The 23,500-nt window shown below is 49.3% G+C and carries 20 protein-coding genes and 1 pseudogene; 16 read left to right on the top strand and 5 right to left on the bottom strand.

The features are described 5' to 3' along the window. Positions 1-187: pseudogene (locus tag AC1DWB_RS22565) on the top strand (aspartate aminotransferase family protein); the annotation flags it as partial. A 52-nt stretch (positions 188-239) separates the two neighbouring features. On the opposite strand, the gene AC1DWB_RS22560 reads toward AC1DWB_RS22565, so the two are convergent. Further along, positions 240-806 (bottom strand): MepB family protein, encoded by a 567-nt coding sequence (locus tag AC1DWB_RS22560; protein ID WP_477543341.1) that lies wholly within the window; start codon positions 804-806, stop codon positions 240-242. A gap of 240 nt (positions 807-1,046) precedes the next feature. On the opposite strand from AC1DWB_RS22560, the gene AC1DWB_RS22555 reads away from it, so the two are divergent. From AC1DWB_RS22555 to AC1DWB_RS22510, 10 genes are all read left to right on the top strand, one after another. Next, positions 1,047-2,783, top strand: coding sequence for a hypothetical protein (locus tag AC1DWB_RS22555; protein WP_477543340.1), 1,737 nt, complete (start codon positions 1,047-1,049; stop codon positions 2,781-2,783). Between the two features lie 342 nt (positions 2,784-3,125). Then, positions 3,126-4,148 carry a methyltransferase domain-containing protein gene (locus AC1DWB_RS22550; protein WP_477543339.1) on the top strand — a complete coding sequence of 341 codons (1,023 nt, stop codon included), beginning with the start codon at positions 3,126-3,128 and terminating at the stop codon, positions 4,146-4,148. A 123-nt stretch (positions 4,149-4,271) separates the two neighbouring features. Next, on the top strand, positions 4,272-5,750 hold the full coding sequence (locus tag AC1DWB_RS22545) for a protein adenylyltransferase SelO (protein WP_477543338.1): 1,479 nt from the start codon (positions 4,272-4,274) through the stop codon (positions 5,748-5,750). A gap of 562 nt (positions 5,751-6,312) precedes the next feature. After that, positions 6,313-6,999 (top strand): HAD family hydrolase, encoded by a 687-nt coding sequence (locus AC1DWB_RS22540; protein WP_477543337.1) that lies wholly within the window; start codon positions 6,313-6,315, stop codon positions 6,997-6,999. Positions 7,000-7,126: 127 nt separating this feature from the next. Beyond that, the gene (locus AC1DWB_RS22535) at positions 7,127-7,927 is read left to right on the top strand and encodes a phytanoyl-CoA dioxygenase family protein (protein ID WP_477543336.1); all 801 of its coding nucleotides are present in this window, start codon (positions 7,127-7,129) and stop codon (positions 7,925-7,927) included. 20 nt (positions 7,928-7,947) lie between these two features. Beyond that, the gene (locus AC1DWB_RS22530; RefSeq protein WP_477543335.1) at positions 7,948-8,964 is read left to right on the top strand and encodes a succinylglutamate desuccinylase/aspartoacylase family protein; all 1,017 of its coding nucleotides are present in this window, start codon (positions 7,948-7,950) and stop codon (positions 8,962-8,964) included. Positions 8,965-9,197: 233 nt separating this feature from the next. Further along, complete coding sequence (locus AC1DWB_RS22525) at positions 9,198-10,001, top strand: hypothetical protein (protein ID WP_477543334.1); 804 nt, start codon at positions 9,198-9,200, stop codon at positions 9,999-10,001. Between the two features lie 26 nt (positions 10,002-10,027). Further along, positions 10,028-10,534 carry an NUDIX hydrolase gene (locus AC1DWB_RS22520; RefSeq protein WP_477543333.1) on the top strand — a complete coding sequence of 169 codons (507 nt, stop codon included), beginning with the start codon at positions 10,028-10,030 and terminating at the stop codon, positions 10,532-10,534. Continuing rightward, positions 10,531-11,244 carry a nucleotidyltransferase domain-containing protein gene (locus AC1DWB_RS22515; RefSeq protein ID WP_477543332.1) on the top strand — a complete coding sequence of 238 codons (714 nt, stop codon included), beginning with the start codon at positions 10,531-10,533 and terminating at the stop codon, positions 11,242-11,244. The genes AC1DWB_RS22520 and AC1DWB_RS22515 overlap by 4 nt, the downstream gene beginning before the upstream one ends. Positions 11,245-11,257: 13 nt before the next feature. Next, positions 11,258-11,554 (top strand): MazG nucleotide pyrophosphohydrolase domain-containing protein, encoded by a 297-nt coding sequence (locus tag AC1DWB_RS22510; RefSeq protein ID WP_477543331.1) that lies wholly within the window; start codon positions 11,258-11,260, stop codon positions 11,552-11,554. A 95-nt stretch (positions 11,555-11,649) separates the two neighbouring features. Here the strand turns inward: AC1DWB_RS22510 and AC1DWB_RS22505 are convergent, their stop codons facing one another. Together AC1DWB_RS22505 and AC1DWB_RS22500 are read right to left on the bottom strand one after the other, a co-directional pair. Continuing rightward, entirely contained in the window at positions 11,650-11,973 is a 324-nt protein-coding gene (locus AC1DWB_RS22505; protein WP_477543330.1) for a thioredoxin family protein, read from the bottom strand. Positions 11,974-11,976: 3 nt separating this feature from the next. Further along, a complete protein-coding gene (locus tag AC1DWB_RS22500; protein ID WP_477543329.1) occupies positions 11,977-12,345 on the bottom strand; it encodes a MerR family transcriptional regulator in 369 nt (122 codons plus the stop codon). 345 nt (positions 12,346-12,690) lie between these two features. Between AC1DWB_RS22500 and AC1DWB_RS22495 the strand changes: the two genes are divergently transcribed. From AC1DWB_RS22495 to AC1DWB_RS22475, 5 genes are all read left to right on the top strand, one after another. After that, positions 12,691-13,584 carry an ABC transporter permease gene (locus AC1DWB_RS22495; RefSeq protein ID WP_477543342.1) on the top strand — a complete coding sequence of 298 codons (894 nt, stop codon included), beginning with the start codon at positions 12,691-12,693 and terminating at the stop codon, positions 13,582-13,584. Between the two features lie 21 nt (positions 13,585-13,605). Beyond that, the gene (locus AC1DWB_RS22490; protein WP_477543328.1) at positions 13,606-14,496 is read left to right on the top strand and encodes a carbohydrate ABC transporter permease; all 891 of its coding nucleotides are present in this window, start codon (positions 13,606-13,608) and stop codon (positions 14,494-14,496) included. A 75-nt stretch (positions 14,497-14,571) separates the two neighbouring features. Next, on the top strand, positions 14,572-16,149 hold the full coding sequence (locus tag AC1DWB_RS22485) for an extracellular solute-binding protein (RefSeq protein WP_477543327.1): 1,578 nt from the start codon (positions 14,572-14,574) through the stop codon (positions 16,147-16,149). 15 nt (positions 16,150-16,164) lie between these two features. Continuing rightward, positions 16,165-18,288 carry an alpha/beta hydrolase family protein gene (locus AC1DWB_RS22480; RefSeq protein ID WP_477543326.1) on the top strand — a complete coding sequence of 708 codons (2,124 nt, stop codon included), beginning with the start codon at positions 16,165-16,167 and terminating at the stop codon, positions 18,286-18,288. Then, complete coding sequence (locus AC1DWB_RS22475) at positions 18,257-19,276, top strand: PLP-dependent cysteine synthase family protein (protein WP_477543325.1); 1,020 nt, start codon at positions 18,257-18,259, stop codon at positions 19,274-19,276. Before AC1DWB_RS22480 ends, AC1DWB_RS22475 begins: the two co-directional genes overlap by 32 nt. 120 nt (positions 19,277-19,396) lie before the next feature. On the opposite strand, the gene AC1DWB_RS22470 is transcribed toward AC1DWB_RS22475, so the two are convergent. Then, positions 19,397-21,634 carry a helix-turn-helix domain-containing protein gene (locus AC1DWB_RS22470; RefSeq protein ID WP_477543324.1) on the bottom strand — a complete coding sequence of 746 codons (2,238 nt, stop codon included), beginning with the start codon at positions 21,632-21,634 and terminating at the stop codon, positions 19,397-19,399. Between the two features lie 46 nt (positions 21,635-21,680). Next, positions 21,681-23,483, bottom strand: a complete 1,803-nt coding sequence (locus AC1DWB_RS22465; protein WP_477543323.1) for a DUF4091 domain-containing protein — start codon at positions 23,481-23,483, stop codon at positions 21,681-21,683. Between the last annotated feature and the right edge of the window lie 17 nt (positions 23,484-23,500).

Genomic DNA, 23,500 nt, shown 5'->3' with positions numbered 1-23,500 from the left:
GAACTACACCGATCTGCAGCACAACAATGCTGATCTGTATGTTAGTTACCGGAAGAAGCTGATTGAAAGAGGCATATTCAAAATGCCGATGAACATCAAGCGCAACCACGTTAGCTACAGCCACACCGACGCGGATATCGACCACACGCTAGAAGTTATCGAAACAGTTCTTAAGGAACTTGCCTAATCCAACAACCAAGGACTTGCCTGCATTTTGCAGGCAGGTTCTTTTTTTGTAGTTATCCGTAAAGCATTTGAGCACGAACCRAGTCTACGGGGCTATTCACAGGTATATCTAGGAAATATTTTAACTGCCATCTCTGCGTATTTTGAGCCTGACGGCTCGTAGGATTGTCCCAAGGCGGGTATACGCGTATTGCTCTTTTTCCACCTTTACCGTTAATAGATACTATATCCTGATCACATAAAACAGCTTTTGGAAATACAAACTGACCCAAGTTACTACCGCTACGTGTACTAATGACGAATAAATCGACAGGATCTGAAACGTCATAGGGTTGGATCGGTCCATCTCCACTTCTCTCCCATAATGTTACGAATTGCCCGACCTTGGTAGGCGTGATTTTGGCGACGCGAAATCTAATGGAGAGAGTATTCAAGTTAAATACATACGCTCCATATTCCGCATTTTGTTCTTCGGGGCGTGGTCGTGAGCACTCCAACCCGCACGGGTAATATACAAGATCCTTGGTCGCAAGTAGGTCACTATGAATGCTATCAGAGGATATCCAACCATGATGATCGTTCGGGCATGCTTCTGAAATATCTCGAGTTCGTTCATCCATCTGTTCAAATCCTCCATGTGAGTCCTATGTAGGTATTGTTGCTTCTACTGTTCACTATCTTAATGTAATCATTGCTGGTTCACAAGTTCACTTCAGCTAAGGGCAGATCAGCTCAATAAAGCAGGGACGCCGATCATTACGAACTTAAAAGTATTCGAGTATGAAGGAATAAAGGCTCTGATCATAGAATGATTTATGGTTGAGCGGCGACTAATAAATAGAGCAGAGAGGTGCATTCAGGTGGATAAACAGCCATTAGTCCCTGCGTCCGAAAGGGCCGTGGGAGCAAAGGGCGTACTTGCTCGGATATGGAAGTACAAGCTTCATTACGTAATCGTGCTGCCGGGGATGTTTCTCATTTTCTTCTTCAAAATCATACCGTTACTTCTTGGATTATACTTGCCCTTCGTTAATTACAAAGCGTTTCTTGGCGTTTTCAGCAGCGCATGGGTAGGGATGGGGAATTTCACCAAGTTGTTCGATGATCCTACGTTCTTAAACGTTTTGTCGAACACACTGCTAATCAAGGCCGGGTATATCGCGGGAAGCGGTATTTTGGCGTTCCTGCTAGCCCTGGCACTCAGCTGCATCCGGTCAGGGAGACTGAGGGACATCTTCTCAACCCTGTTTCTTATTCCTTATTTCATTCCATCGGTTATCGTGGCCTACATTGTAATGCTGCTATGTTCCCAGAGCCAATCCCCACTGGGGGAAAATAGTACGCTACTACTTATCGACCCGAATTGGTTCCGGCCACTGCTAGTTATGGTGGATATTATTAAAACATGCGGCATTCCCGTACTGTTAGCTCTGACTGCGATTGCTTCCAAACAGAGGGCTCTGGTACAAGGGTCGGATCTGACTGTTAGTTTCATGCATCGAAATGTCATGCCGGCGGTCAAAGTGATAACCGCATTCATGCTCATGCAGTTGTCTACATTATTGTCAACCGATTACGAATTGATCGGCCAGTTGCTGAACCCGTTGGTATATAATGTCGGAGATACATTGGATACCTATCAGTTCAGAGTGGGTCTATTGACGGCTAACTTTAGCATCTCCGGGGCGGTGTGGCTGTTTCAGTTCGCCGTTCAGCTGTTACTGACTCTGCTCATATACCGGATCATCCGGAGTTTGTTTATTAACGATCTATTCCACCGATTTGAGCCGGCCAAAGATTTGAACAACGAGAGCAGCGGGAAACGGGCTGCCGGAATCGTGGTAGTACTTGTATATGCTTTCGCCATCGTATTTTTCTTGTACATATTGTTTATTTACCCTTTTTTGTCGGGAAGTCCATCAGGAGCAGGGTTGCGCAACCTCTATTCGCTTTCTCACTTTAACTTGTATCTGGTCATCAATCTAGCTGCGGTAGTCGTCCATCTTGTTCTCATTCTGACACTTGCCTATCCATTAACCGTCAAAGACTTGCCTGGTCGCGGTATGTACAAGACGTTCCTGTTAATCGCCGTTGTCGTGGGGGCAGGTTCAATACCTGAATACATACTGTTCAAAAGTCTGGGAATGCTGAATACATTTTTCCCGCATATGCTTAACGGCTTTTTTTCAATCATTCATATATTTGTATTAAAAAGCATTTTTAATGGCAAGTACGCGGAACTAAAGGAGAAGGCTTCGGCGGAAGGGCGCGGAGAGCTGCATTCGTTTATCTTTTTGTTCATACCAAAAATATGGAAACCCTGGCTAGCTCTCGGCGTTCTGCAATTCGTATCGTTGTGGAATTCCTATTACGATTCATTGCTTTATGTAGCGCGGCAGGACCTTTTCCCGCCGGTATTAGTGTTCAGAATGATCTCGATTAACGGACTCGAGTCGGATGGCTTGGTCTCTTCGTTTGGAGATCCGATGATATTGCAGTATGGAGCGTTAATTTGCCTGCCTCCAATAGTACTCTTATTCATATTCCGAAAGCTTTTGACATCTGAGGTGCTGACGAGTCAAATCAGAAAACTATAAGTTGAGAATAATCATAGAACGGTGTAAAATGTAGGCAATCGTATTGATGGAGGGATTAGTGTTTTGATGATGACCGTATTCTTGACAGTAGTTATCAGTTAATAGCCAACTGAATAACGCGAATGGCATGAGAGAAACCCCATTACCTATGGTTTGGGATTTGTTTCCATGGATTTCTACATGCGTTCGACTGTCATAGAACGGAATATTCAATCACGCTCTTTTCAGAGGCTTACCCTCACTCATGGGTGCCTTGTTTATGTGCATAAAAGACGCGAATGGACTTTTGTTCATTTGCGTTTTTTTGTGCCCAGAAATCAAATACGAAGGAGTCATAAGACAATGGCGCAATATTTTGCAACCGTGTTGCCAGGGCTAGAAAACGTTCTGAGGAATGAGATTCAAGTTAAAATCACTGACGCTAAGTTTCAAGGCGTAGAGCGAGGCAAAGTTTATTTTACTTCCAAGTTACCTTTAGAAGCATTCATGATTCTCCGAACGGCCGACAACCTTTACAAACTAATTCATAGGTTTCAAGTTGGGCCCCATAAGATACACTTAGCGGATATTGAGAATGAAATCTACCAATTAGATCTATCCTGGACCTATTTGAACCGATCGGGAATGATCAGATGCAAGGTCAATGCCAGTCGGATAGGGAAACACACATACTCCCGTTTTGACGCGGCTGAAGCGGCTGCGCAAGGGATGGCAAGGCGTGATTCTCGTATTCGGCACGGTACTGCTGGCATGCATGAAATCGAGTTTCGGCTTGATATTCATCATAATGACGTGGTCTTCGCTTTGAGGCTTACGGATGCCACGTTCCGTTATCGGAAGGTGGATAGATGGTTTACTCACGCCGCTCTGCGTCCTACCGTCGCTCATGCTCTTGTCTGGTTATCGAATCCAGAGAAGACGGATGTCTTTGTTGATCCGTGCTGCGGATCAGGTACCATCCTTTCCGAACGGCTCGCTTATCCTTACTATCAAGTAGATGGCGGGGATCTGTCATTGGAAGCGGTGAAAGCTTCTACGGAAAATATCGGTATTCATAATGATGTGAGGATTCAGCATTGGGATGCCCGGCAGTTACCGATTGATTCTGGGTATATTGATAAAATGATTACCAATTTGCCTTTTGGTCGACAAATAGTAGCAGACGAAAATATTCCCGGGCTGTATCACGATATTTTCAAGGAAATGAAACGGGTGTTGAATAAGAAGGGGAGTGTGCTTTGTTTAACGGATGCGGAAGATGCTTTGCACATAGCTGCAGAGCAGGTTCAGCTCAGCTACTCGAAGGAGATGACTCTCAGCCTCAAAGGGCTGAATCCCACACTATTTACGCTCAGAAAGCAATAATTCAACAAGATCAGGATTGGCAGCCTGCTACGTTACGGGACCATAGATAAACGCAATGGAAAGGGTATAATAAATGGGAAGAAGCAAACGATACAAAAAAAGAATTAGGAAAAAGGAGAACCGATGACTGAAAAAAGTGCAAGAATAGAGACAGGTTGGAACATCGACAACAGTTACGCTCGTCTGCCGGACAAATTGTTTACCCGGCTGGACCCAACCCCTGTACGTTCGCCAAAATTGATCATTCTTAATCAGCCGTTGGCATCTTCCCTTGGGTTGAATGTCCAAGTGCTGCAAAGCGATGATGGCGTAGCGATGCTTGCAGGCAACCAGATCCCCGAAGGCGCCTTGCCACTTGCTCAAGCTTATGCAGGGCATCAATTCGGGCATTTTAATATGCTAGGGGATGGTCGAGCTGTTCTGCTTGGTGAACAGATCACTCCCGTAGGTGAGAGGTTAGATATTCAACTGAAGGGTCCTGGCAGAACACCATACTCCCGCGGCGGCGATGGCCGAGCGGCTCTTGGGCCGATGCTGCGCGAATACATCATCAGCGAAGCCATGCACGCGCTTGGTATAGCTTCCACCCGTAGCCTAGCGGTGGTGTCAACCGGTGAGTCCGTAATCCGTGAAACCGAGCAGCCTGGTGCGATTCTGACCCGTGTGGCTGCCAGTCATTTGCGTGTCGGCACCTTTCAATACGTTTCACAATGGGGCACTATTGAGGATCTCCGGGCTCTGGCTAATTACACATTGCAAAGACATTTTCCAGAAGTTGACGCTGATGAGGAGAACCGCTATCTTATCTTACTTCAGGAAGTAATCAAGCGTCAGGCTAAGCTGATTGCCAAGTGGCAGCTAGTTGGCTTTATTCACGGGGTGATGAACACCGACAACATGGCCCTTAGTGGAGAAACGATTGATTATGGACCTTGCGCCTTCATGGATGCCTATGACCCAGCAACGGTATTCAGTTCCATTGACAGGCATGGCCGCTATGCCTACGGCAATCAACCTCGTATTGCTGCATGGAATCTCGCAAGATTTGCTGAAACCCTATTGCCGCTGCTGCATGCCAACGAGGACCAGGCTGTCAAACTGGCCGAGGATGCGATTGCAGATTTTACCGAGTTGTATCATCGCAATTGGCTCGAGGGAATGAGGGGGAAACTAGGAATCTTTAATGAAGAGCTTCAGGATGAATCCCTAATAGAAAGCCTGCTGAGTATGATGCAGAAGTATCGTGCAGACTACACCAATACCTTCCGCGCATTGACTTTTGATAAGCCGGAAGATACGGTCCTGTTCGGCACCACGGAGTTTGCTCAGTGGCAGGAGCAGTGGCAGTCGAGACTTAGCAGGCAGCCGGAACCAAAAGCCTCCTCGCATCAGTTGATGCGGAGCAGCAATCCAGCGGTAATCCCTCGAAACCACCGGGTTGAAGACGCATTAGAAACCGCAACGAACCAAGGAGACTACAGCGTGATGGAGCGACTGCTTGATGTTCTTTCGAACCCTTACGCGCATTCCCCTGAACAGGATGAGTATTCCACACTGCCTGCGATTTCAGATCGTACTTACCGAACTTTTTGCGGTACTTGATGGATTAGCACGATAACACCATAGATAACAAACAGGCTGCCGGCAGGGATCGGCAGCCTGTTGCGTTTTGTTGATTATTCCTCTTCAATCCTCTACCTCAATGACCACGAAGTTGGAACGGACCGTAATTGCATCACTTCAGGTATTCTTGGGCTTTTCTTCGATAAATCAGCTTTCAACCTCTCAGTTTTGGATTATAATGAAGGAAACCAATGCTAGGAGGGTGAACTTGGAAACTAATACTCCAGGGAATCCACAGAGGCGATTATGTTAAAGCAGGCGAGAGTCTTTCGCCTATAGAATGGATGATATAGGAGTGATTTACTTGAGCAATTTTATACAATCTGGATTCATATTGGCGTTATTGGTCGGAGTCGGCTGGCTGTTTCTTATACGAACAAAATCGGGGCAGCAGCAAAGTGTGAATAGGACAATCATGCACTGGACAGGTTTTGGACTCATAGTGATGACTGTATTTCTCGTTGGTTTAGGAATCCTGCAGTACTTCGAGGGGATATCACATAGCCGCGGACACTAGGAAAATGGGACAGGGAGAGTGGGAATGCACATTCAGGCCGTACTGTTCGATCTATTCGAGACGCTAATATCGGAATATAAGAATGGAAGCAGGAAGAGTGAGCGATCGCATCTGGATTATATGGAGTTGATCGGAATTCCCAACAATGTATTTCGAAAAGCATGGGGGGACCGAATCGACAAACGGATGACCGGGGAGTATCCGGATTATCCTGCTGTTCTACGAGATATTGCTACTAGCCATCAAGTGGAAATCGCCGACAGCCGCTTGGAAGAGATTTACCAGCAACGCATCGAAGAGAAACTCACCGCATTCGAAGAAGTGGACTCGTCAGTTCTTGACATGTTGGAACAATTGAAACGGACGGGGTTCAAGCTCGCCTTAGTCAGCAATTGTACAGAGGAGGAGGTCCGAGGCTGGGCGTCAAGTTCATTAGCACCCTACTTCGACGAAGTGCTGTTCTCCTACAAGATTGGCTTGGCGAAACCGAACGTTCGTCTCTACGAATTGGCTTGCTCCAGAATAGGTGTGCGAGTGGAACAAGCAGTATTCGTTGGTGATGGGGGCTCTAATGAGCTTGCAGGAGCGAAAGAAGCCGGATTGACGGCGTTTCAATCGGTGTGGTTTGTGGATGAGCCGTATCGTAAATTACAGGCAAGTTGCAAAATGCTAGAAACAACAGAGCAGCTGTTGCATGAATTGAGAGATTGAAAAATATAAATTAAAAATCAACAATCGATTGTTGACAATATAAATACACGGGAGTAACATATTTCATGACAGGATAATAAAGGTAAGAGTGATCGTGACATGACGATGAAACGAAGGAGAAGAGGCTATGCTGACTGCGAAACAGCAATTTCTGATGGATACATACGGTTATGTCGTCATACCGAATCTGGTAGAGCCGATGCTTATCGAGCGGGTTCGCCATGCGATGGACCGGATGAACCAAGAATTGACCGTTGTCCCGCGTTCCGATTCGCATCCTAGCGGCAAGTCCCGCAAGTATTTAGGGACATCTGTTTTTTCCAAGTTCGGCCCATGCATTGAGTACGATCCTTCCTTCTTGGAAATGGCCATGCACCCAGGAGTTATGAGCTGTGTCGAAGACATCGTGGGCGGGCCAGTTCGTTACGAGGAGCAGGAGTGCTCGATTAATGCCCGTCAGCCGGACGATAAGGAGATTGATATCCATCGACTGGGGTGGCACCGGGGCATCAGCCCGGATTTCTCACGCTACGAAGCCGGAGGCAGAGGCCATTATTTGTGGATCAAAGCGATTGTCTTCCTGACGGATATCGGTCCCGACGACGGCGGTACGAGCGTCATTCCCGGAACTCATCGAATGGGCACTCGTGACGATATCGTACCTGGAATCGAGCCTTGGATGGTGCATCGGGCCCAAGGTCCAGCGGGCAGCGTCCTCTTCTTCTCGGAGGCACTGATTCACGCTGTCACGCCCATTCTTTCGGATCGGACACGTTACATCATGATCACTGGGTATGTACCGCACTTTATGCGCGAGTACAGCAGACTGGACACCCATGGACCCGAATATGTCGCGACATTAAGCGAGAGCGAGCGGGCTTTCATTACTGGGGAAGTTCCGAACCGTTACGGTTTCCGGATGAAATAGTAGCCACGGAGGGAAACACATTGATTATCGACGTTACACCTGTATCCCGTATCGACTGGGAGTCGGCGGGGAAACGCGTTTATCACGTCCCCTTCACCAAAGACGGCACCTGGGCGCGAATACGCGTTCCGCTCTGCGTAGTTTGCGGGGAACAACCGGGCAAGACTCTGGTTGTCATCGGTGGGACTCACGGGAATGAGTACGAGGGGCCCGTGGCGGCAAAAAAACTGATGACGACGTTGGATTATCGGCAATTGCGGGGCCGTGTCATCATCGTACCGGTTCTGAATGTGCCGGTCTTCCAGGCCGGGAGGCGAGAATCGCCGGAGGACGGGGGCAATATGAACCGGGCTTTTCCGGGAGATGCCAAGGGATCGATTACGTTTCGAATCGCTAGATTCGTTACGGATGAGATTTTGACGCGATCCGACATCGTCGTCGATATTCATTCGGCGGGCCGAGACACGGAAACGATACGTTGCACCAGCTTCCACCAGCTCGACAATACTGATCTGTTCAAAGCATCGGTGCTGACAGCACGCGCATTTGGCACCCCGTTCACGATGATTTACACAAGTGATATGGGAAGCGGATTGCTTACGGAAGAAGCCGAACGCATGGGGAAAATTACGATCGGCACCGAGCTTGGTTATGGAGAATCGACTGATCTGGACGGTGTAAGATGGGGCTATGAAGGCTTGTTCAACGTCATGAAGCTTCACGGCATGATGGATGGCGAACCGGCATCACTTCTACCGCCCGGTTGGGAACGTACGCGATTGGTTGCGAATACGGATATCGACCGCTGGATTACCGCGCCGATCTCGGGGATCTCCGAGCCGTTGGTTCACATTGGCGCATTTGTACGCAAAGGAGATCCGGTCGCCTGCATTCACGATTTTGAGGATCTGACAAGAGAGCCGTGTATGCTGCGGGCGGATCGGGACGGCTATGTGCTGGCGCGGCATTTTCGGGCGGAAACGAGACAAGGGAATGTCGTCATGGTTATCGCCGAAGAGATTCCGTTGTCGTACTAGCAAGATGGTGAGGAGCCTTGCGCGAGCAGGGCTCTTTCTGTTACAGTCGCAGCGATCCCTCAGATCCGCTCATTCTGTCACCGTCGACATTTGGTTCACTATTCGATATAGATTGAGGATGTAAATAATGCATGATCACTTTATAATAAGATGATGAGCGCATCCGCTTGTGTAGAATATAATGCGTGCGATTTGTCGGATGTGTGATGAGTTTGAGATGAGGAGCGACCCTCGTGACCGAAACGTTTATCGGAAATCAGATCAAGCGTTGCAATCGGAACTTTATTTGGACCAATATGATTGGACTCTTGCTTATAGTGGGATTTTGCAGTCTTTTCACGAGAGCGATCTACAATGAATTCAAAGGGCCGTTTCCAGTTAAAGCCGATGAATTGGCTGCGATTCAAGATCCATCGTCCTCGTATAAATTCCACGTAAGCTTCGTTCCGGAACGAACGTCCACTACGATAGCTTCAGAGCAAGAATACTTAACTGCATACGCTGGTATGATGGAAAGCAGTGCAACTTCGAAGTATGAATTCATGCTTGCTCAAGTCGGAACTCGGTTGCTTATCGTTAGAACGTTGCCCAATGCGACTCTATCAGATGAGTTATCTGGAGAACTGTACAAAGTGCCCCTGAATGTATATCAGATCGCGAGTCAAGTATTGGGTAAGAGCAACCAACAGTTGTTGCTTCCTTACATGCTGGATACAACGGGGTTATTGCACGATAATATCGTCATGCTGTTGTGGTTCACGATTCCATTAGGTGTGCTTGCTTTTATTAATCTAGTTCGAGCGATCTATCGAATCGTGAATCCACACGAGCACCCCTTGTATAAGAGAATGCGGAAATTCGGCGTTACCGAAGAGATTGAAGCGGACATCAATTCGGACTATGCGGCAGAGCACATCGTAGAGAAAGACTTTATCATCACGTCCAAGTGGATTATTCGTAAAAATACATATTCGTTGAAAATCGCCAAAAATTATTTCGATCACGGAACCTACGATTTGCACTCCGTGTTTCGATAAGTAAAAAAGATCAGGAGGTCTTAAATATGTTTTTCGTTAACGCCAGAGCTATTATTGAACGGGTAGTGGAAGACCGGACGGAGATCGTCATCCAAGTGCGGAATAAGCCGAATGAACCGACCCATCAGATTGAGCTTCCCGGTGGAAGACTCGAGCCTTATGAACCGCTTCTGACCGCCTTGGCGAGGGAAGTGAAGGAAGAAACCGGGCTGGACATTACGGAAGTCGAAGGGGCACACACTCGGTCCGATACAAGCGGCATGAACCCGGAGTTCGTGGTTGAATGTATACGGCCGTTCGCGGCTTATCAGACGATCAAAGGTCCTATCGATTCAGTTGGCTACTACTTTCGCTGCAAGGCGGAGGGAGAGCTATTAACATCAGGCGACGACACGACTGGAATCAGGTGGATCGATGTTGCTGAGTTACGCAGCATGTTCGAGCAAGATCCCTTGCAATTCACGAATGTGGATCGGGCGGGGATTCAGTTTTATTTGATGCATGGAACGGGTCGCAGCGGAGAGCAGTCATGAGATTACCAGCTATTGAAGCTGCACATCAGTTTATAGATGCCGAGTTTCCGGCCTGCCTCACGGCGTTCCTTGCGGGCAGTGCATCACGTGGGGAAGAGACACCGACCTCCGACTTGGACATTGTAGTATTCGTTCAAGTTGGAGTGACAGCAGATTATCGGGAAAGCTTCGAACGATTCGGATGGAAGATTGAAGTGTTGATCCATAACAAGGACTCGTACTTGCCATGCTTCGAGAAGGATCGCAAGAAAGGCCGTCCGATTCTGGCAACGATGATCCAACAAGGACTGATCCTGACTGACCATGGTCTAGCTGCTGAGCTTCGAGAGGCAGCTTTGCGCAGCATTACTGCAGGACCGGAGCCATTAAGCGATGAGTTTATTCGGGCGTCCCGATACTTCATGTTCGATTCACTCGACGACTTCGCGGACTGCCGCGATGAGGAAGAAGCGTTACTAACCTTGAATTCCTTGTCTGTGAACCTGGTGGATTTCATTCTGAGGCTGAACGGGTGTTGGACAGGTCGAGGGAAAACTTTGAAACGTGCTCTATACAGCTATGACCCCGTCGTTGCTAAGCGATTGTTCCAAGCCCTTGATGCCTATTATCGACATCGTGAGAAAAAGCCGATCATAGAGTTCGTTCAGGAGATGTATGCCCCTCTCGGAGGACCGCTATTCGACGGGTTTTCGATGGGGAAAAGAGAGTAGGAGAGATAAACATATGGAAAGTCCGCTTACGCTATCACAGTTGCAAGCTTACATCAAGAAACATGATCATCGACCTGACAACAAGCACGTATACTTTTTGAAACTAGTCGAAGAGGTCGGAGAATTATCGGATACGATTCGGAAGGACAGGCGGTTAAAGGATAGTGGGCAGATCAAAGGCACGATCGAAGAGGAACTGTCTGATGTGTTGTACTATATCATCGCTCTGGCGAACGTGTATGACATCGATCTGGAGACAAGCTTCAAGTTGAAGGACGAGCTCAACAAAGTAAAGTGGAATCGACAATAGGCTTGAGAGGGGAGCGAAGTAGGCAGCTTGTTGATGTTGTTCGCCGGTATTCCTCCGCTCATACTCTCCTTCAAGCCATCAGCTTAAAGACAGGCTTAACCAAGGTAGCGAGAAATCGCCGTCTGGTAAACGCTCTTGGGACGCAATCCAACTAACTTCTCGACAGGCTGGCCATCTTGGAACAAGATAACCGTCGGAACTCCCATAATGCCGAATTTCGAAGCGGTTTGTGGGGAGTCGTCTACGTTGACCTCCAAGATGGACACGTTACGGGAATTGAATTCCTCGCTCAACTCATCCAGGATAGGTGATAATACTCGGCAGGGCGGACAGTACGGACTTGTGAAATCTACAAGTGTAACCTGACTCGCACCAACCTTCTCCGTAAATTGCTGCTCGGTAATCGTTTCGATGGACATGGATTATCCCTCCGATAAATGTTTATTTTCCGCTTGAATGGAAGCAACCCGCTCTCTCAGATTGGATTGGATCATCTGCAACTGCTCGATTTGCTTGTTAATCTCCTCAAGCTTGTGCTGGTAGACAGGCACAATCTGCGCGCAGAACGATTCTTTGTTAAGCAGCACGCATTGCAAGAATCCGGATATCTCCTCTGTYGAGAGGCCGAGCTTAATATAGAACTGGATCGTATTCACTTGTTCGACGGCCAGATTGGAATATGTCCGATAACCGTTTGGTTGCCGACTAGAGCTTAGCAGTCCTTGCTGCTCGTAATAGCSCAACGATCTGATGCTCACCCCGGTCCGTTGGGCCAATTCGCCAATTCGCATACTCGTAGTCGCCTCCTTCATCCGGTTAATTGTAGTGTAAACCATGACACTAATGTTAGGGTCAAACGTTATTTTGTGCAAGTGCTATCCCCACTATCATCCTCTTACGAACTATTCCATTTTATCACTCCTTCATCATTTGTTAGCTTATCGTGAATTTCGGTGAAACAGTAAGAATACTTACGATTTGCTGCATGCTCGAAATTAGATAAGGTAAGGGCAGAAGGGGAGCGACCCCTGAACAGTTGGTGAAAAGGAGGGCACCGCGTGGCAAGCTCAACTAGAAATAATGCCCCGATGTATACCGCGGATAACAGGCCGCAGCTACCACACCGCAAAAAGTTAATGGATCGCCTATGGCGGGAACGATATTTGTTTCTCCTGCTGATGCCGGGACTTCTGTATTTTATCATCTATAGGTACATTCCGATGTTGGGCAACATTATCGCCTTCGAGGATTATAGCCCGTTCCGGGGCTTCCTGCACAGCGATTGGGTAGGGATGCAGCATTTCAGAAAGATATTCAGCGATCAGGAAGTTTTGCGGGTATTGTGGAACACGCTTTCATTGTCGGTGCTGCAGATTGCATTCGCCTTTCCCGTACCCATCGTACTGGCGATCATGCTGAATGAAATCAGGAGTGAACGCTACAAGCGGATTATTCAATCGATCCTCTACTTGCCGCACTTCCTGTCGTGGGTCGTAGTAATCGGCATCGTCACCATCTTCCTGAAGACAGAGGGCATAGTGAACCGGGTGATGGAAGCTACAATCGGAACGGAACCGATCTCATTCTTACAGCAGCCAGGCTGGTTCATACCGCTTATCATTCTGGAGATCATCTGGAAGGAGTCCGGGTGGGGAACGATCATCTTCCTGGCTGCCTTATCTGGCATTAGCCCAAGCCTATATGAAGCTGCAGTCGTAGACGGTGCGAATCGGTGGCGCCAAATCTGGCACATTACATTACCTGCACTCCGAAGCACGATCGTGATCTTATTCATTCTCCGTCTCGGCAGCGTACTTGATTCCGGATTCGAACAAATATTCCTCATGCTGAACCCGTTCACGATGAGCGTGGGCAATGTGCTCGACACGTATGTGTATTTCAAAGGAATCCAGCAGGCGGACTTCAGCTTTGGTACCGCGGTTGGTCTATTCAAGAGCTTAGTAGGCTTGGTCCTTATACTGGCGGCTAACAAAATGGCCAAGAAATTCGGAGAAGATGGCGTCTTCTAATCCAGAGGAAGGTGACAATCGATGTACAACAAGAGGAAGTCCGTGTCCGAACGTATTACAGATAGTGCTAACATCATCTTGCTCGGTCTGCTCGCACTGCTGATGCTGTTCCCGTTCTACTATATCTTCGCGGTATCGTTCACTTCCTATGAGGAATATGTGCGGAGTGAGCTGATCTTGTGGCCGGAGAAATGGGTGACCGATGCTTACACGTTCATTCTTCACTCCAAAGAGTTTATTCGCTCGATCGGAGTTACGATATACGTGACCATAGTGGGGAGCTTGGTCAATTTGGTTTTGACAGCGACGATGGCTTATGCTATTACTCGAAATATATGGGGACAAAAAGTGTACTTGTTTCTCGTGCTGTTCACATTCATATTCAGTGCGGGCATGATCCCGACATATTTGATCGTGAAAGCGACAGGGCTAATTGATTCGTATTGGGCACTTATTATTCCTGGGGCAATCAATTCGTTCAATCTGATCGTCATCCGGCAGTTTTTTCTGAACATTCCGAACGAACTGAACGAAGCGGCGTTGATTGACGGAGCGAATGATCTTCAAATCTTCTCCCGTATCGTCGTGCCTTTATCCAAGCCAGCTTTCGCCGCATTCGGATTGTTCTATGCGGTCGGGCATTGGAACACGTATTTCTCGGCCATTCTGTATTTGAACGACCCATCCAAATGGACCGTACAGGTCATTCTGAGGCAAATTGTCATCCTGAACGATGCGACCAATGCACTTGTATCCGCAGCTCGTGAAGCGGCGAAGTCGGCGCACCAGCCTCCAGGCGAAACGATCGGTATGGCTGCCATCTTGTTAGCCACCCTGCCCATCTTGATCGTCTACCCGTTTCTGCAAAAGCATTTTGCGAAAGGGGTGATGCTCGGTTCTGTGAAAGGCTAAAGTCCAATACCTGCGCATAACAGGCAAGGGAGTCAGAGAAACCGATTACACCATTAACGAGGAGGTTTCAAGAGTATGAAGAAACTTATTGCAGTGGGTCTTGTCATGAGCTTGGCAACGGGCCTGGCAGCCTGTTCGACGACGAAGGAACCAGCAAAGAACACACCGAGTTCGACGAATAAACCAGCGGTTGGAAACGCCATGGAGAAGAAATTAACGATTTCCACGATTGAAGGGACATGGGCTAGCCCTATTCCGAGTAACTCCGGGGATGGAGTGAGGTTGATCGGAGAGAAATTCAACATCGATTTCAAACCGCAGTACGTGCCTTACGACGAGTATACGAATAAGCTGCCAGTCGTCATGGCTGCAGGGGATTTACCCGACATGATCGGGATGGAGAGTGCAGATGCCAACTTCGTGAAATGGGCGAAGCAAGGTGCCTTCCTACCGCTCAACGATTATATTGACAAGTACCCGTCGTTGAAAGCGGTTCCGAAGTATGTATGGGATGCCGTAACAGTGGATGGGAAAATATACGGCATTCCGCAATATTTCCCTTCGAAGTACGGGAAGAAGCCGCTTATCCGCAAAGACTGGCTTGATAATCTCGGGCTGAAGATGCCGACCACCTATGATGAGCTGAAGAACGTGGCAATCGCATTCGCGAAGAACGATCCGGACAAAAACGGTAAACCTGATACGTATGGCATCGGACTCGCGAAGCAGATCGTGTACGGTGCGCACATGGGAGCAGCATGGGATTCGGGTTGGTATTCCAAGAACGAGCAGGGACAGCTCATTCCAGGTGCAATCTCGGAAGGGTTCAAGCAGCAAACGCAATTGCTAGCCGATCTGTATAAGGAAGGCGCGATTCATAAAGACTGGGCTGTGTCGAAGACAGCGGATGTTCGCAAAGATTTMTTTGCCGGCAAATACGGGATCTGGTTCGAACAGCCATACGATATATCTGAATCCCGCTTCAAGACGATGAAGGATCAAATGCCAGGGGCCGAGATTGCCGTAATCCCTCCGTTCAAGCAGGCTGACGGGCAACAAGGCTACTTAGCACTTCCGGGTTATTACCAGGTGACGATTCTCAACGCCAAGCTGAAGAACGACACGGATAAAATCAATCGCATTCTCCAGATTCAAGAATATTTCCGCACCTTCATTCCAGCCGATCAACGCAATGAGAAGAACAAAGAATTCGATTGGATGAACGGCGGAGTCGGAGTCGGCTATACGATGGTCAACGGGATTGCCGTAACAGCAGCAGAAACCGCAGACAAACGTCCTAACAATTACATTACTACACCGTTCTGGGCGCCTAACGATGAAGCGACCGAACCTGGGAAGGTGTTGGCGAATCCGTTCGCCAAAGCGTACGCACAATCCGCTGTAGATTTGCTGAAGAACACGAAGTTCTACATCGATCCGGTGAATCGTATCCATTCTGATGTACTGGCTGCCAAGGGATCGGAGCTGAGCGTGTTAATCCAGGAGTGGCAGACGAAGATGATTGTTGGCCAGGAGCCGATATCCAACTGGAGCAAGATGGTCGACGAGTATATGAAAAAAGGCGGTAAAGAAGTGATCGACGATGTGAATAAGATTTTACAATCGACAGGCATCAAGGGAGAATGGAAATAAGAAGGTGAGATAGTTATGGAGCTGCCGTGTACAGAATTTGAACAGAGAGCACACGCCGGAAGAGAGCGGTCCTATATCGACGACTACCCGGAGCGAACGGAATACCGCTACAATCCGTTCCTTCGCTACTTGGACAGTCGAAGTGAAGCGTACATGCTGGAGCGTAAGCGACGAGTGAAACGGGTAGGCTCGCTCGAAGAAGCGCAGGTGTATCAAGCTCAAGTTCGGGAAGCGTTCAAGCAATGTATCGGTCCACTTCCATCATGTCCACTCGGACGAATGGAAGTGACCGGGACGTTGGACAAGGGTGAGTACAAGGTCGACCTTGTACGGATCGAAAGCTTACCGGGGGTATTCATTACAGCTAACTTCTACTACCCTATCGAGGCAGTATCACCTGGACCTGCTATACTATTCCCCTGTGGGCACGCCGCTGAAGGCAAGGCCAGTCCGATGTACGTTTCCTTCGGCGTAGAGGCTGCGAAGAACGGGTTCTGCGTCCTTATCTACGATCCGATCGGACAGGGTGAACGGAAGATTCCGGATTGGCAGAGTCGGCGTAAAACGGATCTCGAGGCGCGGGTTGGGCAGGACGAGATCGAAGTGCAGTGGCTTAGCCCGGTCGACGCCCATTGCTTGGTGGATCGTCAGCTTAGCGCACTGGGCGAACATATTGCCGCCTATATGGTTGCTGAGAGCGTTAGAGCGCTTGACTATTTGCTAACCCGTCGCGAGGTCGATCAGAACCGTGTCGCGGTATCTGGCAATTCGGGCGGAGGCATGATGACGGCTTATATGGGTGCCTACGACGATCGTATTCGTGCGGTAGCCCCGTGCTGTTACATCACTGAGCTTCAAGCGATGCTGCAACGCATTCTGGCGCAGGATGCGGAGCAATGCACACCCGGGTTTATGGAACACGGTTTGGATTTGAGTGATTTGATTACGGCGGCTGCACCCAAGCCATACATGGTCGGAGCGGCACTCTATGATTTCTTCCCCATTGAAGGTGTACGAGGTGCGCTGGTCGAGTCGAAACGGTTGTATAAGCTGTTGGGAGCGGAACACACCGTCCATGCTTACATCGCGGCGAAGGGACATGGGTTATGGGTGGACACCCGGATGGAGGTGCTGAAGTTTCTAAGTCATCATTTCCATGTCAGCTTCCGAGGAAATCAAATGGTGGACTACAAGGCTATCCCGAGTGAGCAAGAGCTGATGTGCAACATGGAGCGTTCGGGCTTCGATATTCAAGATTATATAGCGGGTCAAGCCATGGTGAGATTGCCTCAGCTTAGTGGGATACAACAGGTGATGGCACTTGGATCGAAGGAGAGATTGCGCCATGTGTTGAAGCTAAAGCCGTCCGACCAGCTGTCGGTGGAAGCGACATGGAGTCCGAAACTCATAGACAGATGTGCCGCTGAGACTTCTTATGACGGGATGCGTGCGTCCAAGCTCTTGATCGAAACCGAACCGGGCATGATGATCGAGTGCAGCTTGCTGGAACGAACGAATATTCATTCTCCCAGCCTATGCGTGGTTGTCGGATCACTGGCAATTGCTGACATCCCAACTTCAATTGAATCAGCCTATTCCTCCTGGTTGTTCGTTCAGCCGAGAGGAGTCGGGCTAGGAGCGATGCATCCGAAGAGCTCGTTCGGCATGTTCGATGTAGAGACTGGAGCGAGTTACTATGCCAGGCTGTTGGGCCAGACGTTGCAGGGCATGCGGGTCACGGACGTCATGGCGGCCATTAACGTTATCCGCGAGGAAGCGGAGTACCATTCATCATGGTTGGCTATCGCAGGTGAGGAAGAACATGCGCTGACTGCCTTGTACACGGCTGTACTAACAGGCATCCGAGACGTTCATCTTACGCGATTGCTGGATACGTTCCAAGCATTCCCGGTAGAGCCAACCCACAGCTGGGGACATGGGAGCTTTGCCATCGGACTGGGCTGTGAGCTCGATGTGGATGATCTATTGGCGGAGCTGCTGCCCGGCCGTATAACGATCCAGCAAGTGTTGGACGCGAACAAACGGGTAGTGCCGTCGTTTACGATTGAGCGACGCTACGCTCGCGCACTAGCGAAGAATGAGCAGTATGTCGGCGTGCAACTGGACGTCAGAGAATGAAGGGGAGATTGGCACCGTGACCGATTATCCGAGCGGGATTCTCGACGGCGCTCACCTGACTATCGGTCATACGCCGATGGTCAGGTTAAGTCGATTAACTCGAGGTCTCCAAGGCGACATATTCGCCAAGCTTGAGTATTTTAACCCTGGCTTCAGCAAGAAAGACCGCATCGCTCGGCAAATTATCGAGGAAGGGGAGCGAGACGGTTCACTCGCTCTCGGCCAGACTGTCGTGGAGCTGACCAGTGGCAATACGGGCACTGGACTAGCCATCGTCTGTGCAGTGAAAGGTTATCCGTTCGTAGCCGTCATGTCGAAGGGCAACTCCATGGAGCGAGCACGGATGATGAAGGCGCTCGGAGCTGAAGTTGTCCTGGTCGATCAAGCGCCGGGATCAATAGCTGGCCAAGTATCAGGTGAAGACCTGAAGCTTGTGGAGCGGGAAACGGATCGAATCGTGGCCGAACGAAGCGCTTTCCGTGCCGATCAATTCCATCATCCTGGCAGTTTGCTTGCCCATGAGCTGCATACGGCCGAGGAGATCTGGCAGCAGACGGGCGGCGAATTCGACGTCTTTCTAGATTTTGCCGGAAGCGGCGGCACGTTCGCGGGCTGCGCCAAGAAGCTGAAAGCCTACAACCCGTCGATCCGCTGTTACTTGATCGAACCGGCAGGCGCCCCCTACATGGCAGGGGGACCGCAGACGAATGCGAATCACCGCCTGCAAGGCGGCGGTTACAGCCTGGAACTGCCGCTGATCGACCGGAGTCTGATCAACGGGTTCCTGACCGTCAGCGACGAGGAGGCCATCGTCGCTTGTCGTCGGCTCGCCCGCGAAGAAGGCATCTTCGCAGGCTTCTCCTCCGGTGCCAATGCCGCTGCAGCGCTACAATTGCTGCTGGAGAGGGAGGCAGGCGCCCGCATCGTCATGACGATCAATGACTCCGGGCTGAAATACTTGAGCACCGATCTGTATGAACTAGGATAAACGCCTAACGGCGTCCTTTGATGCCGTGCGTTTACCGAGACGATGAACAATCAGCGAAGGTAATCATTCTGAATCGTTAATAAAAAGCCGCTCATACGCGCTATGGCGTATGACAGCGGCCTATCGGATCTCATTCTTACGGAATTCGCTCGGCGTTACACCCGTGAACTTCTTGAACATACGGTTGAACGAGTTAATATTCTGATAACCGACCAGCGTGGCTGCGTCCTGGATTCGGATCTCCGGCTTCAGGAGCAGCTTCTTGGCTTTGTTGATACGAACCGAATTGACGTAATCCACGAAATAAATGCCAGTCTTCTCCTTGAAGTAAGTGGAGAGGTAGCTGCGAGTAATATTCAGCTTCTCAGCAATGGCGTCTAGCGTAATATCTTTCTCATAATGTTCTTCCAAGTAATCGTAGACGAAATGGATGATGTGATCCCGCTTATCCTTCCGCTCCTTAATCGATTGGCACGCGGAAGTGATCAAGAGGCTAAGCAGCTCTTCCAGTCGTTCGTAGGTGTGACGGTTTGGAAGCTCGATCAATGCTTGCTGGACGAATGAGGGATCGATATTTTTGAGCTGCAGCGCTTTTTGTGTCCTCAGGACTACATTCTCCGCAAAGCTGAGTACATTGCGTGCACCAGCCTCTTTCTTCCTCATCTGCGCAAGCAGCCGTTTCACGAGTGTGAGTACAGCCGCCTCATTGCCGCTGGCCAGATTGGCATCGAATTCTTCCTCTTGTGCTGCAGACAGCCTAACTTCATCCTCTTGACTCTCTAACCCCAACACAATCTGGGTTTCATCGTTCCACAACCGCATGCGAAGCCGCTGCAATCCGTTCCGATACGCCTCGTTCCAGTCGTCCGTTCCACCAGAGGCGGTGATCGATAAGAAACAATATTCCCGCTCCGTATCAAGGACATGTTTGATTTGCCCCAATGTGGCGACAATGTTCGGATCTTCGATTGAAGTGAACACGATCGAGAGGATCTGATCGTTCTCCATCTGGAACGTGAGCGAGTCCGGATATGTCTCCCAGACGATTCGATTCACATATTCGCGAATGAAGGAAGTCGCCCGGTCTTCCTTCACATCGAGCTGATGCAGCATGGATTTGTAGTTGACTTGGAACAACAGCAGTACGAACGGACGGTCTGATGCGAACAGCGGATCCGAATCGATGTGCTGGTTCCGAATTTTCTTCAGCATATTGGAGTAGGCGTAATACCGAAGCAGCGATTCTTTCTCCGACATGTTATCGTGAATATCTCGGCTCGTCTTCAGAATATCGCTAATCTTATCATGAATAATGTTGAACTCCTTAATGCCGCTAGCCCAAGGGAGCGGAGTGTTCCACTTCTGGATCGCATCGATGATCCGTTTGACGGGCGTATTCAGTCGTATACTTAGCAGGAAGGAGACGAGCACACTAATCGAGATCGTCAGAATAAGCAGCAGCACGAAGGAGAAATTCCAGCGAACTTGATCCGATATCGAGGTGTCTGGAATCATATTTACATACGTGAAGCCACTCTTGCCTTTCATATAAAAGTAATAGTTGCTGTCTTTCTTCACAAAGCCATCAAGTCCTGTGAACGCAGGTAACTCAACTTGGGCAGAGCTTGAAGAAGCGTACAGCCGTTCATTCCGCTCATTCAGAACATAGAAGTTGTCATTGATGGAATGGTGCAGGGAGGTGTACATTTGATCAGCATCAGCTAAAGCTAGCATATAAAAGTTAGGGATTTGTTCATTCTTGACCACAATTGGAATTAATGTCTGCACCCCGGAACGCCCCGTGCGTTCTAGTTCGCCGAAGGAAGAAGCCGGAAGCACATGGAATTTAGAAGTGTTCTGGAACTGGTCTTTCCAGAAGTCGGACGTATAGTCCGGGCTGTTATAATAGCGCGTGAACATCGTGTCGAATTCGGCTCCGCGGCTTTTCTCCAGTGCGAATCCGGCGTCCTTGTACATTAGCAAAAGGTTATTCAGATACAGCAGACGATTATTCAAAAAAAATTGAGTATCCTGCATCGCGGAGACCGCCCTGACATAATTGACGGGTTCTCCTTGTACGAGCTGCAGTTCAGGCTTAAGCGAGAAGGATAAAACCGAGTTTTGGATTAGAGCGAAAACGCTCTCATAACTGTCTGTCGTATTTTTTAAATTCAGCGTGTTGTATTTGATCAGTTCGTCCTTAATGCTTCCGCGATAGAACACGACTGAGAACCAGATGAACGAGACCAGAAGGGCAATAATAAGTAGAAAGCTGACAAGCAGCCGGACGAATAAAGAGGATGTCTTGTCCCTGAACCCTAGTCTCGAAAACAATCTTCGTTTGGACCCTTCGTTCATGATTCCTCACCTGTCCTAGAGTTAATTACGAGAAGGTCTAATTATATCATAGGGGAGCAAATGTGACATCCGATCTGAAACCGATCAACTGCGCCAATTCCTTGCGATACCCGTCCCAATCGCTGCCACTTGACGACCAGGAAGCTGGGTGATCACGGTCCGATTCATGCCATACTCGTGGCACGGCTTTATGCACAATAGTATCGACTTCGCTACGTTTTCCTTGTGCCGAAGCCAGCCACATATATTCATAGTCCTGGATGCCGCGCCGCAAATTTTTCATCCGAATCGAGCTGAGCGGTGCTTGAATGCCGCGATCCTGCTCGCGATAGAACGGGTCATGACCGGGATAGAAGAGAATGCCGTCTCCGTTGCCCCAATGAATGCCGGACTCCCCGTAGAACTCGTCTTCCGGGTTCGTATTCACATACATGAACGTAACCGGGTATCCGAATACGTTCTGATTCGTCCGTCCGCGTGGTCCTTGGTGGTTATGACGCCAGTGAGTGCCGTGCCACAGGAAGTATAGGTCGATCCTATGCTTCCACTTCACCCAGCTGTTCACACGAAAGTCAACAGCTTCAGCTTCCAGAATGACGGAGCCGTGTGACGGTCGGTAACCATTGTAAAACCAGGTGGGCTGCCCATTTCGCTCGGCTGCGGCCAACTCTTCCGGTCGAACTGTAGCGCTGCACCAGATATCGATCGCTTTCTCAAGCTGAGGAGCATAAGCGCGTGTTGTCAGAATAGGCAAGTCGCGTCCAGAGCCGGACGAGGATTTAATAGCGGCGCACTGTTCTTCGATCCAGGGAAACTTGTCTGGCCGAGGCTCATCGATCAGATAGAGGAAATATACACCCTGCCATCCGTCACGTTGCCGCAGCTGTTCGAACCAGTCCACCCAGCGGTCGGCTTCGTTCTGCATTTGTTCAGGTGATTCTCCCAATACAGGGGAGCCGTACATGCCGATCGGGAAGATCTGTTCGCCGACGCCTTGTCCAGGACCTTCATACCCTTGTTCCGGCTGGTAAAAGGAACCATTCAAGTATGGCATATACCGTTCCATTGCTTCGGCATCAAATGCTGAATTATGCACGTCTGCGCCTACCAGGTTGAAGCGATGGCGGTGTGCCATCTTGCGAAGCGCGTCAGCCGGCTTATCCAATGTCGGGAAGTAAGCGCTGACATCGCTCGTATAGACCATCGTCTTGGTATGAGTCTCATGCGGAAGCGTGAAGTCGTATAACTCCAGAACAACAGGGACATTCCAAGTAATCCCATTATCTAGGATGTGGACGGTTACGTTCCCTTCATAACGTCCGGCAACAAGGTCAGGGTCATCCGGGACGTATATGTCTACCCAGAACCCTTGGTTCGTTCCGGCCTGTACTCGAACCGGYTGACCTCCGAATCCGCTCTTCGCATCATGGGGAATAAGCGCATCCGGGATCCATCCTGCCTGATGTAAGGGTGGTGCGCTTGGAGCGTAGAACCATTGTGGAGGTGTGCTCAGTTCCGGTGGAACGTACACATAATGCTCCGTAAACACTTCAATTCGTCGCCCTACGTAATCGTTCGGATCGTTAGAGGCACGTGGTTCGTTCTGGATGGAAGCATGGACATGATCACTATGAATAAGGGCGGACATCTCGACCTTCAACCCGGTAATTGCAGTATCGTGAGCTTCCACAATGAGCTGGAATGCGATCGTCTCGTTACGCGCTCCAAATAGGTGGATCCGGCTGCCGTCCCAGACGCTGTTGCGCTCACGATTCGGATTAGCTAGATCGTCTCTGCACACTTTCTCGCCGTCATTGACGGCCCAAATAGTATCAGGCAACTGTATCATCGAAGTCTCCTTAGAAA

The sequence above is a fragment of the Paenibacillus sp. P4_E11 genome, from assembly GCF_056401635.1.
Note: the sequence above shows the minus strand (reverse complement) of the source record. Positions and strands in the feature narration are given on the sequence as shown.

Bases quoted from the DNA above. Each gene is read 5' to 3' on its own strand.
- AC1DWB_RS22515 (WP_477543332.1), top strand. From the start codon at position 10,531: ATGAGATTACCAGCTATTGAAGCTGCACATCAGTTTATAGATGCCGAG.
- AC1DWB_RS22520 (WP_477543333.1), top strand. From the start codon at position 10,028: ATGTTTTTCGTTAACGCCAGAGCTATTATTGAACGGGTAGTGGAAGAC.
- AC1DWB_RS22545 (WP_477543338.1), top strand. From the start codon at position 4,272: ATGACTGAAAAAAGTGCAAGAATAGAGACAGGTTGGAACATCGACAAC.
- AC1DWB_RS22550 (WP_477543339.1), top strand. From the start codon at position 3,126: ATGGCGCAATATTTTGCAACCGTGTTGCCAGGGCTAGAAAACGTTCTG.
- AC1DWB_RS22470 (WP_477543324.1), bottom strand. From the start codon at position 21,634: ATGAACGAAGGGTCCAAACGAAGATTGTTTTCGAGACTAGGGTTCAGG.
- AC1DWB_RS22505 (WP_477543330.1), bottom strand. From the start codon at position 11,973: ATGTCCATCGAAACGATTACCGAGCAGCAATTTACGGAGAAGGTTGGT.
- AC1DWB_RS22480 (WP_477543326.1), top strand. From the start codon at position 16,165: ATGGAGCTGCCGTGTACAGAATTTGAACAGAGAGCACACGCCGGAAGA.
- AC1DWB_RS22475 (WP_477543325.1), top strand. From the start codon at position 18,257: ATGTCGGCGTGCAACTGGACGTCAGAGAATGAAGGGGAGATTGGCACC.
- AC1DWB_RS22495 (WP_477543342.1), top strand. From the start codon at position 12,691: ATGGATCGCCTATGGCGGGAACGATATTTGTTTCTCCTGCTGATGCCG.
- AC1DWB_RS22490 (WP_477543328.1), top strand. From the start codon at position 13,606: ATGTACAACAAGAGGAAGTCCGTGTCCGAACGTATTACAGATAGTGCT.
- AC1DWB_RS22540 (WP_477543337.1), top strand. From the start codon at position 6,313: ATGCACATTCAGGCCGTACTGTTCGATCTATTCGAGACGCTAATATCG.
- AC1DWB_RS22510 (WP_477543331.1), top strand. From the start codon at position 11,258: ATGGAAAGTCCGCTTACGCTATCACAGTTGCAAGCTTACATCAAGAAA.
- AC1DWB_RS22535 (WP_477543336.1), top strand. From the start codon at position 7,127: ATGCTGACTGCGAAACAGCAATTTCTGATGGATACATACGGTTATGTC.